The sequence below is a fragment of the Bacillus sp. FSL K6-1006 genome (assembly GCF_038593175.1).
GTDB lineage: Bacteria > Bacillota > Bacilli > Bacillales > Bacillaceae > Bacillus > Bacillus safensis.
The window spans coordinates 1,491,109-1,507,667 of sequence record NZ_CP151970.1; the positions used below are offsets into that span (position 1 = coordinate 1,491,109).

The 16,559-nt window shown below is 41.5% G+C and carries 14 protein-coding genes; all 14 read left to right on the forward strand.

Annotated features, from left to right (window positions below; all coding sequences use genetic code 11):
- The first annotated feature begins 128 nt into the window (after window positions 1-128).
- Window positions 129-1,451: a cell division protein FtsA gene (gene ftsA, locus NSS65_RS07705; protein WP_034281692.1), complete on the forward strand. Its 1,323-nt coding sequence runs from the start codon at window positions 129-131 to the stop codon at window positions 1,449-1,451.
- 33 nt (window positions 1,452-1,484) lie between these two features.
- Window positions 1,485-2,630 carry a cell division protein FtsZ gene (gene ftsZ, locus NSS65_RS07710; RefSeq protein WP_024426931.1) on the forward strand — a complete coding sequence of 382 codons (1,146 nt, stop codon included), beginning with the start codon at window positions 1,485-1,487 and terminating at the stop codon, window positions 2,628-2,630.
- Between the two features lie 308 nt (window positions 2,631-2,938).
- On the forward strand, window positions 2,939-7,249 hold the full coding sequence (locus NSS65_RS07715; RefSeq protein ID WP_326135159.1) for a S8 family serine peptidase: 4,311 nt from the start codon (window positions 2,939-2,941) through the stop codon (window positions 7,247-7,249).
- A 250-nt stretch (window positions 7,250-7,499) separates the two neighbouring features.
- Window positions 7,500-8,429 (forward strand): sigma-E processing peptidase SpoIIGA, encoded by a 930-nt coding sequence (gene spoIIGA, locus NSS65_RS07720; protein ID WP_046310869.1) that lies wholly within the window; start codon window positions 7,500-7,502, stop codon window positions 8,427-8,429.
- Window positions 8,430-8,487: 58 nt separating this feature from the next.
- Window positions 8,488-9,207 (forward strand): RNA polymerase sporulation sigma factor SigE, encoded by a 720-nt coding sequence (gene sigE / locus NSS65_RS07725; RefSeq protein WP_007499746.1) that lies wholly within the window; start codon window positions 8,488-8,490, stop codon window positions 9,205-9,207.
- 143 nt (window positions 9,208-9,350) lie between these two features.
- Complete coding sequence (gene sigG / locus NSS65_RS07730) at window positions 9,351-10,130, forward strand: RNA polymerase sporulation sigma factor SigG (RefSeq protein WP_024424250.1); 780 nt, start codon at window positions 9,351-9,353, stop codon at window positions 10,128-10,130.
- Window positions 10,131-10,280: 150 nt separating this feature from the next.
- A complete protein-coding gene (locus NSS65_RS07735) occupies window positions 10,281-11,219 on the forward strand; it encodes a sugar-binding transcriptional regulator (RefSeq protein WP_326135098.1) in 939 nt (312 codons plus the stop codon).
- 245 nt (window positions 11,220-11,464) lie between these two features.
- Window positions 11,465-12,709, forward strand: coding sequence for an SAF domain-containing protein (locus tag NSS65_RS07740; RefSeq protein WP_277722006.1), 1,245 nt, complete (start codon window positions 11,465-11,467; stop codon window positions 12,707-12,709).
- A 12-nt stretch (window positions 12,710-12,721) separates the two neighbouring features.
- Window positions 12,722-13,153 carry a transcriptional regulator GutM gene (locus tag NSS65_RS07745; RefSeq protein ID WP_087977397.1) on the forward strand — a complete coding sequence of 144 codons (432 nt, stop codon included), beginning with the start codon at window positions 12,722-12,724 and terminating at the stop codon, window positions 13,151-13,153.
- An 18-nt stretch (window positions 13,154-13,171) separates the two neighbouring features.
- The gene (locus tag NSS65_RS07750) at window positions 13,172-13,702 is read left to right on the forward strand and encodes a PTS glucitol/sorbitol transporter subunit IIC (RefSeq protein WP_024424246.1); all 531 of its coding nucleotides are present in this window, start codon (window positions 13,172-13,174) and stop codon (window positions 13,700-13,702) included.
- A 13-nt stretch (window positions 13,703-13,715) separates the two neighbouring features.
- Window positions 13,716-14,726 carry a PTS glucitol/sorbitol transporter subunit IIB gene (locus NSS65_RS07755; protein ID WP_024426936.1) on the forward strand — a complete coding sequence of 337 codons (1,011 nt, stop codon included), beginning with the start codon at window positions 13,716-13,718 and terminating at the stop codon, window positions 14,724-14,726.
- A gap of 24 nt (window positions 14,727-14,750) precedes the next feature.
- Window positions 14,751-15,107, forward strand: coding sequence for a PTS glucitol/sorbitol transporter subunit IIA (locus tag NSS65_RS07760; RefSeq protein WP_111927335.1), 357 nt, complete (start codon window positions 14,751-14,753; stop codon window positions 15,105-15,107).
- Between the two features lie 130 nt (window positions 15,108-15,237).
- Window positions 15,238-16,014 carry an ABC transporter ATP-binding protein gene (locus tag NSS65_RS07765; RefSeq protein WP_041118122.1) on the forward strand — a complete coding sequence of 259 codons (777 nt, stop codon included), beginning with the start codon at window positions 15,238-15,240 and terminating at the stop codon, window positions 16,012-16,014.
- Between the two features lie 79 nt (window positions 16,015-16,093).
- Window positions 16,094-16,330 carry a YlmC/YmxH family sporulation protein gene (locus NSS65_RS07770; protein WP_008344958.1) on the forward strand — a complete coding sequence of 79 codons (237 nt, stop codon included), beginning with the start codon at window positions 16,094-16,096 and terminating at the stop codon, window positions 16,328-16,330.
- Window positions 16,331-16,559: the final 229 nt, after the last annotated feature.

A 16,559-nucleotide genomic window follows, 5' to 3' on the forward strand; every position in this document is an offset into this window, starting at 1 on the left:
TTCAGTAATCCTAATAAAAAATGTTGATTTTTTAAGTTTTGTTACACACTTGTAAAAACACATTCATTGTATTGTTGTTCAGCAAATAATAGAATAGAAAGTATTGATATGTGAGGAGGTGCCATAGAATGAACAACAATGAAATTTACGTCAGCCTTGACATCGGTACATCCAATATAAAAGTCATCGTCGGAGAAATGGCGGATGATTCGCTTAACATTATAGGTGTTGGAAATGTCCCTTCAGAAGGGTTAAAAAAAGGATCGATTGTTGATATAGATGAGACAGTTCATTCTATTAGACAAGCATTTGAACAGGCTGAAAGAATGGTAGGTTTTCCTTTACAAAAGGCGATTGTCGGAATTAACGGAAACCACATTCATATTCAGAACACGAGCGGCGTGGTCGCAGTATCTAGTGAAAACAAAGAAATACATGCTGAAGATGTGAGACGTGTCTTAGATGCTGCACAGGTAGTATCTATTCCTCAAGAACATCTCGTCGTAGACGTCATCCCGAGACAATTTATCGTCGACGGAAGAGATGAGATCACTGATCCGAAAAAAATGCTTGGTGTTCGGCTAGAGGTGGATGGAACGTTAATTACAGGTTCTAAGACGATTCTACATAACTGGCTCCGATGTGTAGAAAGAGCTGGAATTGAAATTATGGATATTTGCTTGCAGCCGCTCGCATCGGGCTCAGCAGCATTATCGAAAGATGAAAAAAATCTAGGGGTAGCTCTCGTCGATATTGGCGGCGGATCTACAACGATTTCCGTATTTGAAAACGGGCATCTCTATTCTACTCACAGTATCCCTTTGGGCGGAGAGAACATTACAAAAGATTTGTCTATAGGACTTAGAACTTCTACTGAAGAAGCTGAACGAATCAAAAAACAATTTGGACATGCGTTTTATGATGAGGCATCGTCTGAGGAAACATTTGAAGTTTCTGTCATCGGTACCGATCAGAAACAGACGTATACACAGCTTGAAGCGGCTAATATCATCGAGGCGCGGCTGGAAGAAATCTTGCTCTTTGTGGCAGAGGAATTAAGAAATATGGGTGTCCATGATTTGCCTGGAGGATTCGTTTTAACAGGTGGACAGGCAGCTATACCAGGTATCCTTTCTCTTGCACAAACGGTCTTGCAAAACAATGTTAGAATTGCAAGTCCGAATTATATTGGGGTGAGAGAACCTCAGTATATGACAGGAGTGGGTCTGATCCACTTTGCTTATCGCAATGCAAAGATTCAGGGCAGACAGGTTGGATTCCAAATGCCGGATGAGGCGTTTCATGAAGTAGGCGCGTCCATGGAGCCGGTTTCTTCTGCACCACAAGTAAAAGAAGCGCAGCCAAGACCGAAAGTAAAACAAAAAGCACAAGAAGAGACAAATAAAAAACCGGGCAAAATGAAAAAACTATTTAATATGTTCTGGGAATAGAATTAGATTTTCGACGGATTAGGAGGATTCAGCATGTTGGAGTTTGAAACAAATATAGACGGCCTAGCATCAATTAAAGTAATCGGAGTAGGTGGAGGCGGAAATAACGCTGTCAACCGAATGATCGAAAATGACGTACAAGGTGTCGATTTCATTGCAGTCAACACAGATGCACAGGCGTTAAATCTATCAAAAGCAGAAACGAAAATGCAAATCGGTGCTAAGCTGACAAGAGGGCTTGGAGCAGGTGCGAATCCTGAAGTCGGTAAAAAAGCTGCTGAGGAAAGCAAAGAACAGATTGAAGAAGTATTAAAAGGCGCAGACATGGTCTTTGTTACTGCTGGTATGGGCGGTGGAACTGGTACGGGTGCTGCACCTGTCATTGCAAAAATCGCAAAAGATTCTGGTGCATTGACAGTTGGAGTCGTGACTCGTCCTTTCACATTTGAAGGAAGAAAGCGTCAGCTTCAAGCAGTCGAAGGAATTGCTTCTATGAAGGAAGCAGTTGACACATTAATTGTGATTCCAAATGATCGCTTGCTTGAAATTGTTGATAAAAACACGCCAATGCTTGAAGCATTCCGTGCAGCAGATAACGTGCTACGACAAGGTGTTCAAGGGATCTCAGATCTTATTGCTACACCAGGTTTAATCAACCTTGACTTTGCTGACGTGAAAACGATCATGTCCAATAAAGGTTCTGCTCTTATGGGTATCGGTGTTGCGACTGGTGAAAATCGTGCCGCTGAAGCTGCGAAGAAAGCTATTTCTTCACCACTTCTGGAAACGGCAATCGACGGTGCACAAGGTGTCATCATGAATATTACTGGTGGTACGAACCTAAGTCTTTATGAGGTACAAGAAGCAGCGGACATTGTGGCTTCTGCATCTGATGAAGATGTAAACATGATTTTCGGTTCTGTCATTAATGATAACTTGAAGGATGAAATTGTGGTAACCGTGATCGCAACGGGATTTATTGAGCAAGAGCCAGAGGTGTCAAAACCACAAAGAAATCCATTAGGGCAAGGATTAAAGCAAAATCAATCCATTCCTCAAAAACGTGAAGTAAAACGTGAGGAACATCAGCAGTCATCATCTCAGCCGAGACAAAATACACAATCAAGCGATGATACGCTGGATATCCCAACGTTCTTGCGCAATCGTAATAAACGCTAATCGAGTATCACTCATCCCCTTCCACCGGAAGGGGATTTTTTCATGTCCAATATATAAAGAAACCTGTATCACTCCTAATCAAAAAGTCTTGAAACTGTCTGGGCTACTTTATTCAACATATGTATTTCGACTTAGAGTGATTAAGTAAAAAGAATCATTTTTAAATCCTATTACAAAAAGCGACAAAATGATGAACTTTATTTGACTACATTAAATAGAACACCATGAATCTTGTCATGAACAAAGGAAAGGGAGGAGTTAAACCCATACACTGTTTGACCATTTGATGAGGAGGGATTTGATTGAAAGTGAAGTTTCGCAAGACCGCCGGCTATCGTTTGATGAGTCTTTTGGTGATTGGTACTTTAACGATGACAAGCTTTGGGATGGTTCAAGCAAAATCGACTTCTACCTCATATCAAGAGGAAGCTGTTTCCTCCAAGAAAACAAAAGCAAAGATCTCATCTAGATTAATGAAACAGTTTCAACAAGAAGACAAGGTGACCTTTTTAGTCAAAATGAAGGAACAAACCAATGTCAAAAAAGTGGCGAAGGATGCTGTGTCAAAGGCCAAAAAACAGAAGTTAACAGCAGCTAAAACGCAGTACACAAAAAGATCAGCTGTCGTATCAGAACTAAGAGCGACGTCTGAAGAGACGCAAGAAGCGCTGCTTGCTTATTTACAAAAGGCACAAAAGAAAAAGCAAGTGAAGGATATTCATTCGTACTATATTGTAAATGGTCTCGCTGTGACGGGAACGAAAGAAGTCATGGAAAAGGTGGCTTCCTTCCCAGAAGTAGATCAAGTGCTGCCAAATGAAATCCGTCAAATCCATCGTCCTGTTGATTTGAAAACTTCAAAGAAAAACAAACAAATCAAAGCAGCAGATGGAATCGAGTGGAACATTTCTCAAGTTCATGCCCCAGAAGCGTGGGCTTTAGGCTATGACGGAACTGGTACCGTTGTGGCAAGTATTGATACAGGTGTGGAATGGGATCATCCTGCATTAAAAGAAAAATACCGTGGATTTGATCCTGCACGTCCGAATGAACCTTCTCATGAATTCAATTGGTACGATGCAACGACAGGTTCTGAAGCGCCATACGATGATTTAGAGCATGGTACACATGTAACGGGAACGATGGTTGGCTCTGAGCCAAATGGAGAGAATCAAATTGGAGTCGCACCAGGTGCAAAATGGGTCGCGGTGAAAGCTTTCTCAGAAGATGGTGGATCAGATGCTGATCTGCTTGACGCAGGTGAATGGATTTTAGCTCCAAAAGATAAAAACGGAACTCCTCATCCAGAAAAGGCGCCAGATGTGGTCAATAATTCTTGGGGCGGTGGCCCTGGTCTTGATGATTGGTATAAAGATGTGGTCAATGCTTGGAGAGCAGCGGACATCTTCCCAGAATTTTCAGCTGGTAATACGGATTTATTTAACCCTGGCGGTGAGGGATCTATTGCAAATCCTGCGAACTATCCCGAAGCCTTTGCGACGGGTGCAACAGATCAAAACAACAAACTGGGTTCTTTCTCTTTGCAAGGCCCCTCTCCATATGGGGTCATGAAACCAGATATTGCGGCCCCAGGGGTAAACATTCGTTCTTCTATTCCAGGGAAAGGGTATGAGGATGGCTGGAATGGAACCTCGATGGCAGGACCGCATGTCTCAGCTGTTGTGGCTCTTCTGCGCCAAGTACAGTCAGATCTGTCTGTTGAAGAGATTGAAGAAATTCTCATTGATACTGCAAAACCACTGACAGATCAACAATTCCCGGAATCCCCTAACAATGGCTATGGGGCAGGATTAGTTGATGCAAAAGAAGCCATCACAGCATTAACAGATGGAATTGGCAAGATTGAAGGGCAGGTAACAAAAGAAGGAGAAGATACAGAACCACCTGTTTTTTCTCATAAAGGACCGAATGAAATTTTTGCCTCTACGCCAACACCTCTTAGTATTACAGCAGAAGATGAAGTAGCTGTGACAAATGTCTCCTTGAGCTATCAAGTGGATCAAGGGAGAAGGGAGACGCTGCAAGCAAAACGAACGGATGGAAATCATTTAAAAGGGACATATGTTGTCCAGCTCCCAGAACTTGAGGGAGAAAACGTCACGTACCGATGGATTGTGAAAGATTTTGGAGAAAATGAAGCCGCATCAGAACCGTATACGCTTCCGATTAAAACATCCATCACGACTGGCTACTCGCAAGATTTTGAAGCTTGGCCAAGTGGATGGTTCAGTGGTGGAACAAAAGATCCTTGGCAGTGGGGGAAGCCGACCACAGGTCCGAAACAGGCCTTTACTGGAGATCATGTCTACGCTACAAACCTAGACAGTCCTTATGAAAATCAAACAGATGCTCATTTATCTATGCCGATGATTGCTGTACCTGAGTCAGGCTCCTCCTTTTTACAATATCAATACTGGCATGACCTTGAAGCAAATTATGACTATGTGCATATTCATGTGCAGCCTGAGGGTGAAGATGCTGTCCAAGTGGTATCCTACACAGGCAAAACAAGTGGATGGACAAAAGGAGAAGTAGATTTATCTGCCTACAAAGGTCAGAACGTGAGAGTTATTTTTCAGCTAAGAACGGATGGCAGTGTGACAAAAGACGGTTTTTATTTAGATGATGTGAAAATAACAGATCAAGCCTTGCCTCAAAAGGCAAAGAAACAACTTGGCGTCATCAAAAAAGAAAAGCCAGCACAGGAGCAGAAGAAACCCGTCGATCCGAAAAGTGCAAAGCCTGCTAAAATAAAAGAAAAGCATGTCCAGATGAAAAAGGAAAAAAGCTTAGATGCCCCATCTATCAAAGCTCTTCCGATGAAGGCAGAAATCAGTGTTCTTGAAAGCGGCAAGTCCACGTACACGGATGAAGCGACAGGGAGATATCAGCTTTCTCATGGTGCAGGGGAATTTACAGTGAAAGCTGAAGCATATGGCTTTGAATCACGCACACAAAAAGTCAATATTCCTGCAAATGATCAAGCAGAGGCAAATTTCTCCTTACAGCCACTAGAAAAACGAACGATATCTGGCACAATTGTAAGCGAAGCAACGGGTGAAAAAGTAAAGGATGCTACGGTTTATCTTGTAGAGGATGCGAAAGTTGAGCCGGTGAAAACTGATGAATCTGGTGAGTTTTCTCTAGAGGCATTGAGCGGTGTGTATACAGTCAAAGTATTTGCGAAAGGGTTTAAAGGATATTCGTTTACAGCTGATGTGACAGAAAAGCCGCTTGAAAAAGCAATCAAGCTGGAACCTTTCATCGGTTTTGCTGGCGAAATTGGCTACGATGACGGAACAGCTGAAAATGCGCGGGCGTTCTATGATCCTGGTAATGGCTGGGCGGTGAAATTTTCATTAGAAAAAGGGAAGAAACAAGCGCAGGTCGCAGGGGGACTTTTCCGTTTCTGGACAACAGAGTGGCCAGCCCCTGGCGGGAATGAATTTGCGGTTGAAGTGTATGATGCTTCCGGAAAGGACGGTGCTCCAGGTAAGAAAATCGCTGGACCTTTCAAAGCGAATGCGCTGCGTAATGGTGAATGGACAAAAGTAGATTTAGAAGATCAAGCCATTACGGTGGATGGAGATTTCTATCTTGTCTATATTCAAACGAAAAAGAATACGGAATCTCCAGGCCTTGCAACAGATGAAGATGGACCAAATGCTGAAAGAAGCTGGCAGCTGACAAGCGGTGCCTTTTCTCCTTCTCCAAAAGAAGAGGGAAATTATATGATTCGTGCGCTTGTCCAATATGAAGCAGATGTGCCAGAAATAACATCTCCAAAGGCTGGAACGATCACGAACAAAGATGAACTGGAGATTGAAGGTAAAGCCTCTCCAGGGCTTGATGTAGCGATCTATCAAAACGATAAAGAGATTGCCAAAGTGAAAGCAGATCAGTCGGGTGCTTTCAAAGAGAAGGTTACAGTGTCAAGCGGAGAGCATGTATTTACGGCTGCCACTGTTACGGATAAAGGCGCAACGAAAAAATCCAAATCAGTCAAGGTGATCATTGATCAAACAGCCCCAGTGGTAACGATAGATACACCAAAAAAAGGGGAAAAATCTAACAAAGAATCACTCACTGTAGAAGGAAAGGTAACCGATGATCATCTTGATCAAGTCACTGTGAATGGAAAAAAGGCAGCAATAAAAGATGGGAAATATTCTGCAAGAATCCTGCTTGAGAACGGGAAAAATACGATCAAAGTTACAGCAAAAGATGCAGCAGGAAACAAAGCGACTAAAAAAGTCGATATCGATGTTCAATACGAAGCGCCTGAGATTTCTAAGCTGACACCAGCAGAGAATGTCAATCTATCATCAGGTGAGTCTGTTAAAATTTCATTTAACAGCAGAGAAAAGCTAGACGCAACGTTTGTCATTCATATGCCGCTGACAAACGCGAGATCAAAGCTGCAAAATACAACAGAGCTGCCGCTTCGTGAGGTAGCCGGCGGAACATATGAAGGCTACTGGACAGCTACTTCTACCGCTAAAGCAAAAGGTGCAGTCATTGAAGTGATTGTTCGGGATGATTATGGAAATGTTACTCGACAAAAGGCTTCAGGCACATTAAATATCAATGAAAAATAATCCTTAAAAAAAGGCACGACTCCTTGGAGCGTGTCTTTTTCGTTTCGAATAATTGTTTGAAAGCTTGTCCGGAAGCACACTCTCTTGCTTTGTGCTCTCATTCCTCGACAAAAACAATAACAATCCACCAAAAGTTCTCTATCATCCCCAACAAGAATTGACAGACTTCCATCTCTTGGCTGTTTTATACTGGTACAAACAAGTGCAAGTACTGCTTTTGATTCTTTGTTTCAGATGAAAGGAGCAGAAGGTGGTCATTTATTTAGATGTGATTTGGCTGTTAAACTTTTGTTTTGATCTATTGCTTCTCTTACTCACTGCATTTATTCTCAAACGACAAGTAAAAAAACGGCGATATATGTTAGGAGCTCTGATTGGATCGAGCATTGTTCTCTTGCTCTTTACACCATTTGCAATGTTTGTGTCACACCCTTTGGGCAAACTGCTTTTTTCTGTCTTGATCGTGCTTGCCACTTTTGGATTTCAAAGATTTCGATCCTTTTTTCAAAACCTGTTTGCTTTTTACTTTATCACATTTTTGATGGGAGGAGGCATGATCGGGGTTCATTCGTTTTTACAAACCAATACTGTTATTCAAGACGGGCTGTTGATTTCACAAAATGATGGCTTTGGTGATCCCATTAGCTGGCTTTTCGTTTTAACCGGCTTTCCTGCGATTTGGCTGTTTTCAAAGAAAAGATTAGGAGAGGTCGGTGCGAAAAAAAGACAGTTTGATGAACAAGTCCTTGTGGAGATACACATTCACGGGGAGATCATCCGTTTAAAGGGACTCGTCGATTCCGGTAATCAGCTGTATGATCCTATGACGAAAACACCTGTGATGATCGTTCAAGCAGATCAGCTCATGTCCATTTGCGGAGAGCCATTTATAGAGCTTATGAAGCAGTCTCATCCTGTTGAAGTGATGCAAAAGCTCGATGATCAATTTCCGCTTCTTGACCGTTTAAGACTTGTTCCATATCGAGCGGTAGGTCATGATCACGGGTTTCTTCTATGCTTAAAACCAGATACGGTCATCATTTATTCAAAGACGCATATGATCCAGCCAGCCAAGTGTTTTGTAGGCATGAGTCTGAGCGGTTTATCAGCAGATCAGGAATTTCAATCCATCATTCATCCAGATATGTTAGACGGAAAAATCATCCAAGGGGTGTCTTAAGTTTTGGTGATGTCTTTTATCTTACGAGGTCAACTTGACATTTAGAAGGGAGAAGAAGATGAAAAAGTTAAAATTTAAACTCACTTACTACTGGTATAAACTCCTCATGAAGCTAGGTCTTAAGAGTGATGAGATTTATTATATTGGTGGTAGTGAGGCGCTGCCGCCGCCATTATCAAAGGATGAAGAGCAGGAACTGCTTGTCAAATTACCAAAAGGTGATCAAACAGCAAGGGCCATCCTGATCGAAAGAAATTTGCGGTTGGTGGTCTATATCGCAAGAAAATTTGAAAACACAGGGATTAATATTGAGGATTTAATTAGTATTGGAACCATTGGCCTGATTAAGGCAGTCAATACATTTAACCCAGAAAAAAAGATCAAGCTTGCGACATATGCTTCGAGATGTATTGAAAACGAGATTTTGATGTATTTGCGCCGAAATAATAAAATTCGTTCAGAAGTGTCGTTTGATGAGCCGCTCAACATTGATTGGGACGGAAATGAATTGCTTTTATCAGACGTACTTGGAACAGATGATGATATTATCACGCGGGATATTGAAGCAAATGTAGATAAAAAACTGTTGAAAAAAGCGCTGGAGCAATTAAATGACCGCGAAAAGCAGATTATGGAGCTCAGATTCGGTTTAGTTGGCGGTGAAGAAAAAACCCAAAAAGATGTCGCTGATATGTTAGGCATTTCCCAGTCGTATATTTCAAGACTTGAAAAAAGAATTATTAAACGATTACAAAAAGAATTTAACAAAATGGTCTAAAAAATTTTTTTTGAAAGCTCTGTCCCTTTGCTGTCAAAGGTATCAACTTCTTTTCTCATGATTCTCATCATCACTCGTGCATATTTTTCCATCCCAAGGAGATACTGAACTTTGTACAACAGCTCCTGTAGGGAGGGAAAAAAGTGTCCAGAAATAAAGTGGAAATCTGCGGAGTCGACACCTCCAAACTGCCTGTTCTGAAAAACGAAGAGATGAGAAAATTGTTCAGACAGCTGCAGGATGAGGGTGACGATACAGCAAGAGAAAAGCTAGTCAATGGCAATTTGCGGTTGGTTTTAAGTGTGATTCAGCGTTTTAACAACAGAGGCGAGTATGTGGATGATCTCTTCCAAGTAGGCTGTATCGGATTAATGAAATCAATTGATAATTTTGATTTAAGCCACAATGTCAGATTTTCAACTTATGCGGTCCCTATGATCATAGGAGAAATCCGTCGATACTTGCGTGATAACAACCCAATTCGGGTGTCTCGTTCACTTAGAGATATTGCCTACAAAGCGCTTCAGGTTCGTGAGAGGCTGATAAGTGAGACAAGCAAGGAGCCAACGGCAGAAGACATTGCCAAAGTGCTGGAAGTGCCTCATGAGGAAATTGTCTTTGCCCTAGATGCGATTCAAGATCCTGTTTCTTTGTTTGAACCGATCTATAATGACGGAGGAGATCCGATTTATGTGATGGATCAAATTAGTGATGATCGGAACAAAGACACACAATGGGTAGAGGAATTGGCCTTAAAAGAGGGAATGCGCCGATTGAATGATCGAGAAAAAATGATTCTGCGCAAACGCTTCTTCCAAGGAAAAACGCAAATGGAAGTCGCTGAAGAGATCGGAATTTCTCAAGCACAAGTCTCAAGACTTGAAAAAGCAGCCATTAAACAAATGAATAAAAACATCTTTTAAAGCCGCCGCTTCATGTGCGGCTTTTTTCATTCTTGGAAAGAGCACGTCTCTAGTATTGACTCTGTTATTTTTTTCATTTAATCTGTTTTTAACAAATGTTATTTTAGATATCATTTGTTAGGGAACACTTAAGCGGAAAGAAGGGTTATTATGACATTCCATGATGAAAGAAGGCTGCTCATTAAGGTTGCGCATATGTATTATGAAGAAGGCGCCACTCAATCTAAAATAGCAGAAGCGGTTGGGGTTAGCCGTTCGCTCATATCGAAATATTTGGCAAAAGCACGTGAAGCAGGAATCGTGGAAATCATTATTCATGATGAAGTGAATCAACAATATGGATCGTTAGAAAGAAAAATAGAGCGGAAATATGGGCTGCGAGAAGTCGTCTGTGTGGAAACGCTCAGTCAAGAAACAACAAAAAGCCGAATTGGCGCTGCGGCGGCAGGCTTTTTATTAAAAGTCATGAAGGATGGACAAGTCATCGGTTTTTCCTCAGGAACCACTTTGCATGAAATGGCGAAAGCGCTTACGTCAGTTCAGCACTATCCATCCGTGACATTTGTTCCGCTAGTCGGGGGTGTGGGAAACGAAGATGTTGATATCCATGCCAATTATATTATTGCGAGATGCACAGAGGCACTCAAATCTAAATGTGAGTTTTTACATGTGCCTGTCATGCTTGATACGAAAGAAGCGAAGGATGTACTGATTCGGCAGCCGTCAATCAAAAAAGTGATTGAACTAGGAGAATCATCAAATATTGCGGTTGTCGGGATTGGCGGGGTTCCGCAGCATTCAACGATGGTGAAATCTTATATGACAAGCGGAGAGGAGGATATTCTTCAAGCGAAGGATGTAGCGGGTGACATTTGCTATAACTTTATTGATCACCAAGGAGAAGTGTATCCTCACCCATGGAACAACAGGGTAATGGGCATAAGCCCGCAAAAGCTGAAAGAAATCCCGCTAGTCATTGGTGTCGCTGGAGGAGAAGAAAAAATTGAAGCGATCCGGGCAGCATTAAAAGGTGGATTAATTCATGTATTAATTACGGATGAACGAACAGGAGATGCCTTATTAAAGTAACTACCTAATATGATTAGGTAGTTTTTTTTGAGTCTTTAGACTCAAAAAGATTGAAAATTTTATCGATTTTATCTTGACACAAAGTTGACACATCATATAAACTAAGTTCATAACAAATGATAAATAAAATAACAAATGTTACAAGAAACAGATTTTCGTTAATTTTTATAACATTTGTTAAAAGTTTCAGATTATTTTTCTAGCAATCTACCCGAGAAGCAAGAAAACCTGAAAGGATGATTTAGATGTCAATCTATCAACAGTTGTTAGCTCGAGAACGCAGTGGAGATCCAATCAAAGTAGGAATTATTGGGGCAGGCCAAATGGGCTTTGGACTTATTTCACAAATTTCTAAAATTCCAGGCATGATTGTAGCAGGTGTTTGTGATATTCACCTTAGTGCAGCAGAGAAGGCAGCGAATTTTTACAAGCAGCATGCGAAGCCGCATCAAATGGTCGTCACAAATGATTATAGAGAAGTGATTCAATCAGATTTTGTGGAAGTTATCGTAGATGCAACAGGAGTGCCAGAGGTTGGAGCAAACATTTCTTTGGAAGCGCTTAATTCAAAGAAACATCTCGTTCTTTTAAATGTAGAAGTTGATATTACCATCGGTTTGGTGATGCATAAATTATTCACAAATGCAGGACTTGTTTATTCTGGATCAGCTGGAGACGAACCGGCAGCAACACTAGAATTATATGAATTTGCAAAAACAATGGGACTTGAGGTGCTCGTTGCTGGGAAAGGCAAGAACAACCCATTCTTCCCAGAAGCAAATCCAGATACGTGTAAAGCAGAAGCAGATAGTAAACATATGAGTGCACATATGCTCGCTGCCTTCCAAGACGGAACAAAAACAATGGCAGAAATGAACTTATTAAGTAACGCGACAGGGCTTTTGCCAGATAAAGTCGGTATGCACGGAGTCGAAGCAAATTTAGAGAATGTAGCAGATAAATTGAATCAAAAACAACAAGGCGGCGTGCTCGATAACTTCGGAGTCGTTGAATATGTAAACGGACTTGCTCCAGGCGTATTCGTTATCGTCAAGAGTGATCTAGAGCCAGTAGATGAAGAGCTTCGTTACTTAAAAGTTGGAAAAGGTCCTCACTACACGCTTTACCGTCCTTTCCACTTAGCGAGCCTTGAAACACCTGTTACGATCGCAAAAGCGGTCTTACAGCATGATTCATCGATCCACCCGATTGGTGTACCAGTCTCAGAAACAGTCGCTGTTGCGAAAAGAGATATTAAAGCAGGGGAATCACTTGACGGAATTGGCGGATACTCCGTAAGAGGTGTACTTGAAACACATCAAGACATGAAAACGAACGGTCACATTCCAATTGGCTTAATCAGCGGAAAAGTCGTAGCGAAAAAAGACATCAAATTAGGACAGTTCCTGACTCATGATGATGTAGAGCTTGATTCAAACACAACCGTCTGGAAGCTGCGTTCATTACAAGATCACTTATTTCAATCATAAGGACGTGAAGCTATGGAAAAATTAGCAATCGTACTTTGTATCATTCTCATTGTGCAATATGGGTTATCTTTTATCCAAATCAAGTATTACCGTAAAAGCATGGACTCACTAATTGATGACTACAGAGGGAAACAGGGATATCACTTATTCTCAGGAATGGAACGGCGCAAAGTTGGCCCTGGAGCCATTGCGCTCATCATTGTGGATGAATCATATATCATTCAAAAATGCCATGTGCTTGGCGGCGTGTCGATCTTATCTAAATTTAAAGAAGTCCCTGCATATGAAGGCAAGCATGTAGGGACTGTGCTGGACGAGCACCATATGATGAAGAAGACGTTGAAAAAGCGCAAAAAAGCGCCAGCTGTCATGCAAGCACTTTCCATGGCGGCTGAGCAGGCACTTGTCTCGATTTCGAAAAAAAATATAACAAATGTGAACTAAGGAAAGGGGAGATGAAACATGGAATGGATTCAATGGTTTGGAGAGCACTTTATCGGAATGTTTGAAGCCGGCGGAAAGCAGTTCATGGGTCTAATTACAGGTATCGTTCCAACGCTTGTTGTGTTACTTACTTTCACTTATGCTGTCATGAAATTTATTGGAGAAGAGCGAGTGAATAGAGCCATTCAGTTTGCAGCGAAATATACCATTTTGCGCTACACGTTAATGCCGATCTTATCTGTTCTTATTTTGACAAACCCAATGGCTTATACGTTTGGCCGCTTCTTACCTGAAAAACAAAAACCAGCATTCTATGATTCAGCTGTTTCATTTGTTCATCCGGTGACATCACTGTTCCCGTATGCCAACGCAGGAGAACTATTTGTCTACTTAGGAATTGCGAACGGGATTAAAGAAGCTGGATATTCAATGTCAGAGCTTGCTGTTCGTTACTTCTTAGTCGGGATCGTCGTCATTTTACTACGCGGAATCATTACTGAATGGATTACAAAATATTTAGCAGGAAAAATGAAAGCGAATTCACAATAGGGGAGGGTTAGACATGACAAACCACAAAGTATTTGTTGCAAAAGGTGCTGGCGGATGGGGAGAAGGCTTAGAGCTTGAACCAACTGGTAAAAGAAGAAAGGTTGTTTCCATTACAGGGGGAGGCATTCACCCGGTTGCACGTAAAATTGCAGAAATGACAGGGACAGAAGCATGTGACGGCTTTAAAAACTCTATACCAGAAGATGAAATGATGTGTGTTGTCATTGACTGCGGTGGAACAGCGCGAATCGGACTTTATCCAATGAAACGCATTCCTACTGTAGACGTTTTGGCATCCTCTCCTTCTGGGCCGCTTGCTAAACATATTACAGAAGATATCTTCGTATCAGGCGTAACAGAAAAAGATATTTCCTATGCAGAAGCATCTGATGGTGAGGCGAAAGCAGAAGGTCAGGAAAACAGTGAGTCGATTGACAAAGAGAATTTCAAAGAAACGTATGCAAAGCTGAAAGAGGAAAATATTGAGCGGCAGGAAAAAGGCAATTTCCTGATGAGATTCTCACGCGGAATCGGGAAAGTCACCGGTACGTTCTACCAGGCCGGCCGTGATTCTGTTGATATGCTTTTGAAAAACATTATTCCTTTCATGGCATTTGTCAGTATGTTAATTGGAATTATCAATTATACAAAAATCGGTGACCTGATTGCCCATTTTCTATCACCTTTGGCAGGATCTCTTTGGGGGCTCTTACTGCTCGTTGTGGTCTGTACACTGCCGTTCCTATCACCTGTCTTAGGACCTGGAGCAGTCATTGCCCAAGTCATCGGTGTTCTGATTGGTAGTCAAATTGCACTAGGAAACATTCCGCCTCAATTTGCACTTCCTGCACTATTTGCCATCAACGGCCAAGTAGGGTGTGATTTTATTCCAGTGGGGCTGTCACTTGGTGAAGCGAAGCCGGAAACGGTACAATATGGGGTACCAGCTGTTTTGTATAGCCGTCTTATTACAGGGGTTCTATCTGTTGTGATCGCATACGTTGCCAGCTTCGGTATGTATTAAGTATTAAAGGAGGAATCGAGATACATGGTAACACAATCTGTCGTAAAAGAAATTGGGATCTTAGTCCCTCAATTTAAAGAAGATAAGCTGATTGTTTTATTTGGACCCGCAGCGCCGCAGGAATTAAGAGATATGTCTGTCATTCATGAGTTCGAGCATCTAGAAGAAGAGCCGCTAAAGCTAGGCGGAACCATTCAAGTGGGCGATCAAACGTACACGATCACAGCCCTCGGCAATAAAGCAAATGAGAACTTTAAAGAGCTCGGCCATATTTCGATCTACTTCCAAGAACCGTTTGATGATGTATTACCAGGTGCTGTTTTTGCATCCCCGCACACGTTTCCTGATATAAAAGAAGGCGTACGAATTGAAATTTCGTAACCATGTAAAAAAAGCTGTTCCTAATTAGGAGCAGCTTTTTTATATGAGGTTTACCAGAAAGAGCATTTACGATATGCTGTAAACATTCATTATTTGTATATTCAGAATTTTTAATCAGGAGGAAGTTATGGTGTCACTTGAATTGAAGAATGTTTCATTAAAAAGAAATGGGAAATGGCTGCTGCAGTCTATTGACTGGCAGGTGAACAAGCAGGAACACTGGGTGCTTTACGGTTTAAATGGTGCGGGAAAAACCGCTTTATTAAATATGCTCTGCTCCTATTATTTCCCCACATCAGGCGAGATGACAGTGCTGGGACATGTCTTTGGCAAGGAAGCTCTTGGTGAAAAGCTCAGGAGGAAAATTGGTCTCATCTCAGCGGGACTTGAAAAGAAATTGCATAGAGACGACAATGCTTTTGAAATTGTACTTAGCGGCGCATTTGCTTCTATCGGGCTTTATGAAACCCCGACAGATGAAATGAGAGAGAAAGCCATTGATCTATTAAAAGCATTTGGTTCATTCAAATATGCCAACAGAACATATGAAACCCTCTCACAGGGAGAGAAGCAAAAAGTCTTGATTGCGAGGGCTTTAATGAATGATCCGCAGCTTTTGATTTTAGATGAACCTGTGACGGGTCTTGATTTTTTAGCAAGAGAGCAAGTGCTGGAGACCATCTCATTTATTGCAGCAAAGCCTGATGCGCCTACTTTGCTCTATACGACCCATCATGCAGAGGAGATTCTGCCTGTTTTTCAGCACACCTTATTATTAAAAGATGGATCTGTTTTTGATCAAGGAGAAACAAAAGAAATGATGACAAGCGGCTTGCTTTCTTCTTTTTTTGAATGTCCGGTAGATGTCATGTGGAGAAATGGCCGTCCGCATTTAAGTAAATTGTAGATAAAAGAAACTATTGGTCTGCGTCCCTGCTTTTCCATCATACATATTATAGTAGAAAACGAAAGGCGGGGAAGGACAGATGATCAGTATTTCTGAATTCCAAATCAAGGATGTCGTCGATGTATCCAGCGGAAAAAAACTAGGCACCATTGGGGACATTGATATTAATGTGACAAGCGGCAAAATACAAGCGATTATTATTGGCGGCACAGGGAAAATGATGGGATTTTTCGGAAAAGAAGAGGAAATGATCGTCCCTTGGCGAAATATAGTAAAAATTGGCGAAGATGTGATACTTGTCCGATTGTCTTCTTAATTCATATAACTCCTCAATGAATCATTCAATTTTTCCTTAAAACAAACTCTCCATTCTCAGCAAACAATGTCTTTTTCGGGTAAAAAGATTACGTTTTCATATCAATTTGAAAAAAAACCTGCAGAAAGGGCACATTTGAGTGTAATATTTAATGAATCCCACTAACTGTCTATGCATGTCTTGTGGTAAAATAGGAGCGATATAAAGAGAGATGAATGAAAGGTGGGAG

Excerpts from the sequence above, each read along its gene's own strand:
- ftsA (WP_034281692.1), top strand. The coding sequence starts at position 129 with ATGAACAACAATGAAATTTACGTCAGCCTTGACATCGGTACATCCAAT.
- ftsZ (WP_024426931.1), top strand. The coding sequence starts at position 1,485 with ATGTTGGAGTTTGAAACAAATATAGACGGCCTAGCATCAATTAAAGTA.
- sigE (WP_007499746.1), top strand. The coding sequence starts at position 8,488 with ATGAAAAAGTTAAAATTTAAACTCACTTACTACTGGTATAAACTCCTC.
- NSS65_RS07735 (WP_326135098.1), top strand. The coding sequence starts at position 10,281 with ATGACATTCCATGATGAAAGAAGGCTGCTCATTAAGGTTGCGCATATG.
- NSS65_RS07740 (WP_277722006.1), top strand. The coding sequence starts at position 11,465 with ATGTCAATCTATCAACAGTTGTTAGCTCGAGAACGCAGTGGAGATCCA.
- NSS65_RS07745 (WP_087977397.1), top strand. The coding sequence starts at position 12,722 with ATGGAAAAATTAGCAATCGTACTTTGTATCATTCTCATTGTGCAATAT.
- NSS65_RS07750 (WP_024424246.1), top strand. The coding sequence starts at position 13,172 with ATGGAATGGATTCAATGGTTTGGAGAGCACTTTATCGGAATGTTTGAA.
- NSS65_RS07755 (WP_024426936.1), top strand. The coding sequence starts at position 13,716 with ATGACAAACCACAAAGTATTTGTTGCAAAAGGTGCTGGCGGATGGGGA.
- NSS65_RS07760 (WP_111927335.1), top strand. The coding sequence starts at position 14,751 with ATGGTAACACAATCTGTCGTAAAAGAAATTGGGATCTTAGTCCCTCAA.
- NSS65_RS07770 (WP_008344958.1), top strand. The coding sequence starts at position 16,094 with ATGATCAGTATTTCTGAATTCCAAATCAAGGATGTCGTCGATGTATCC.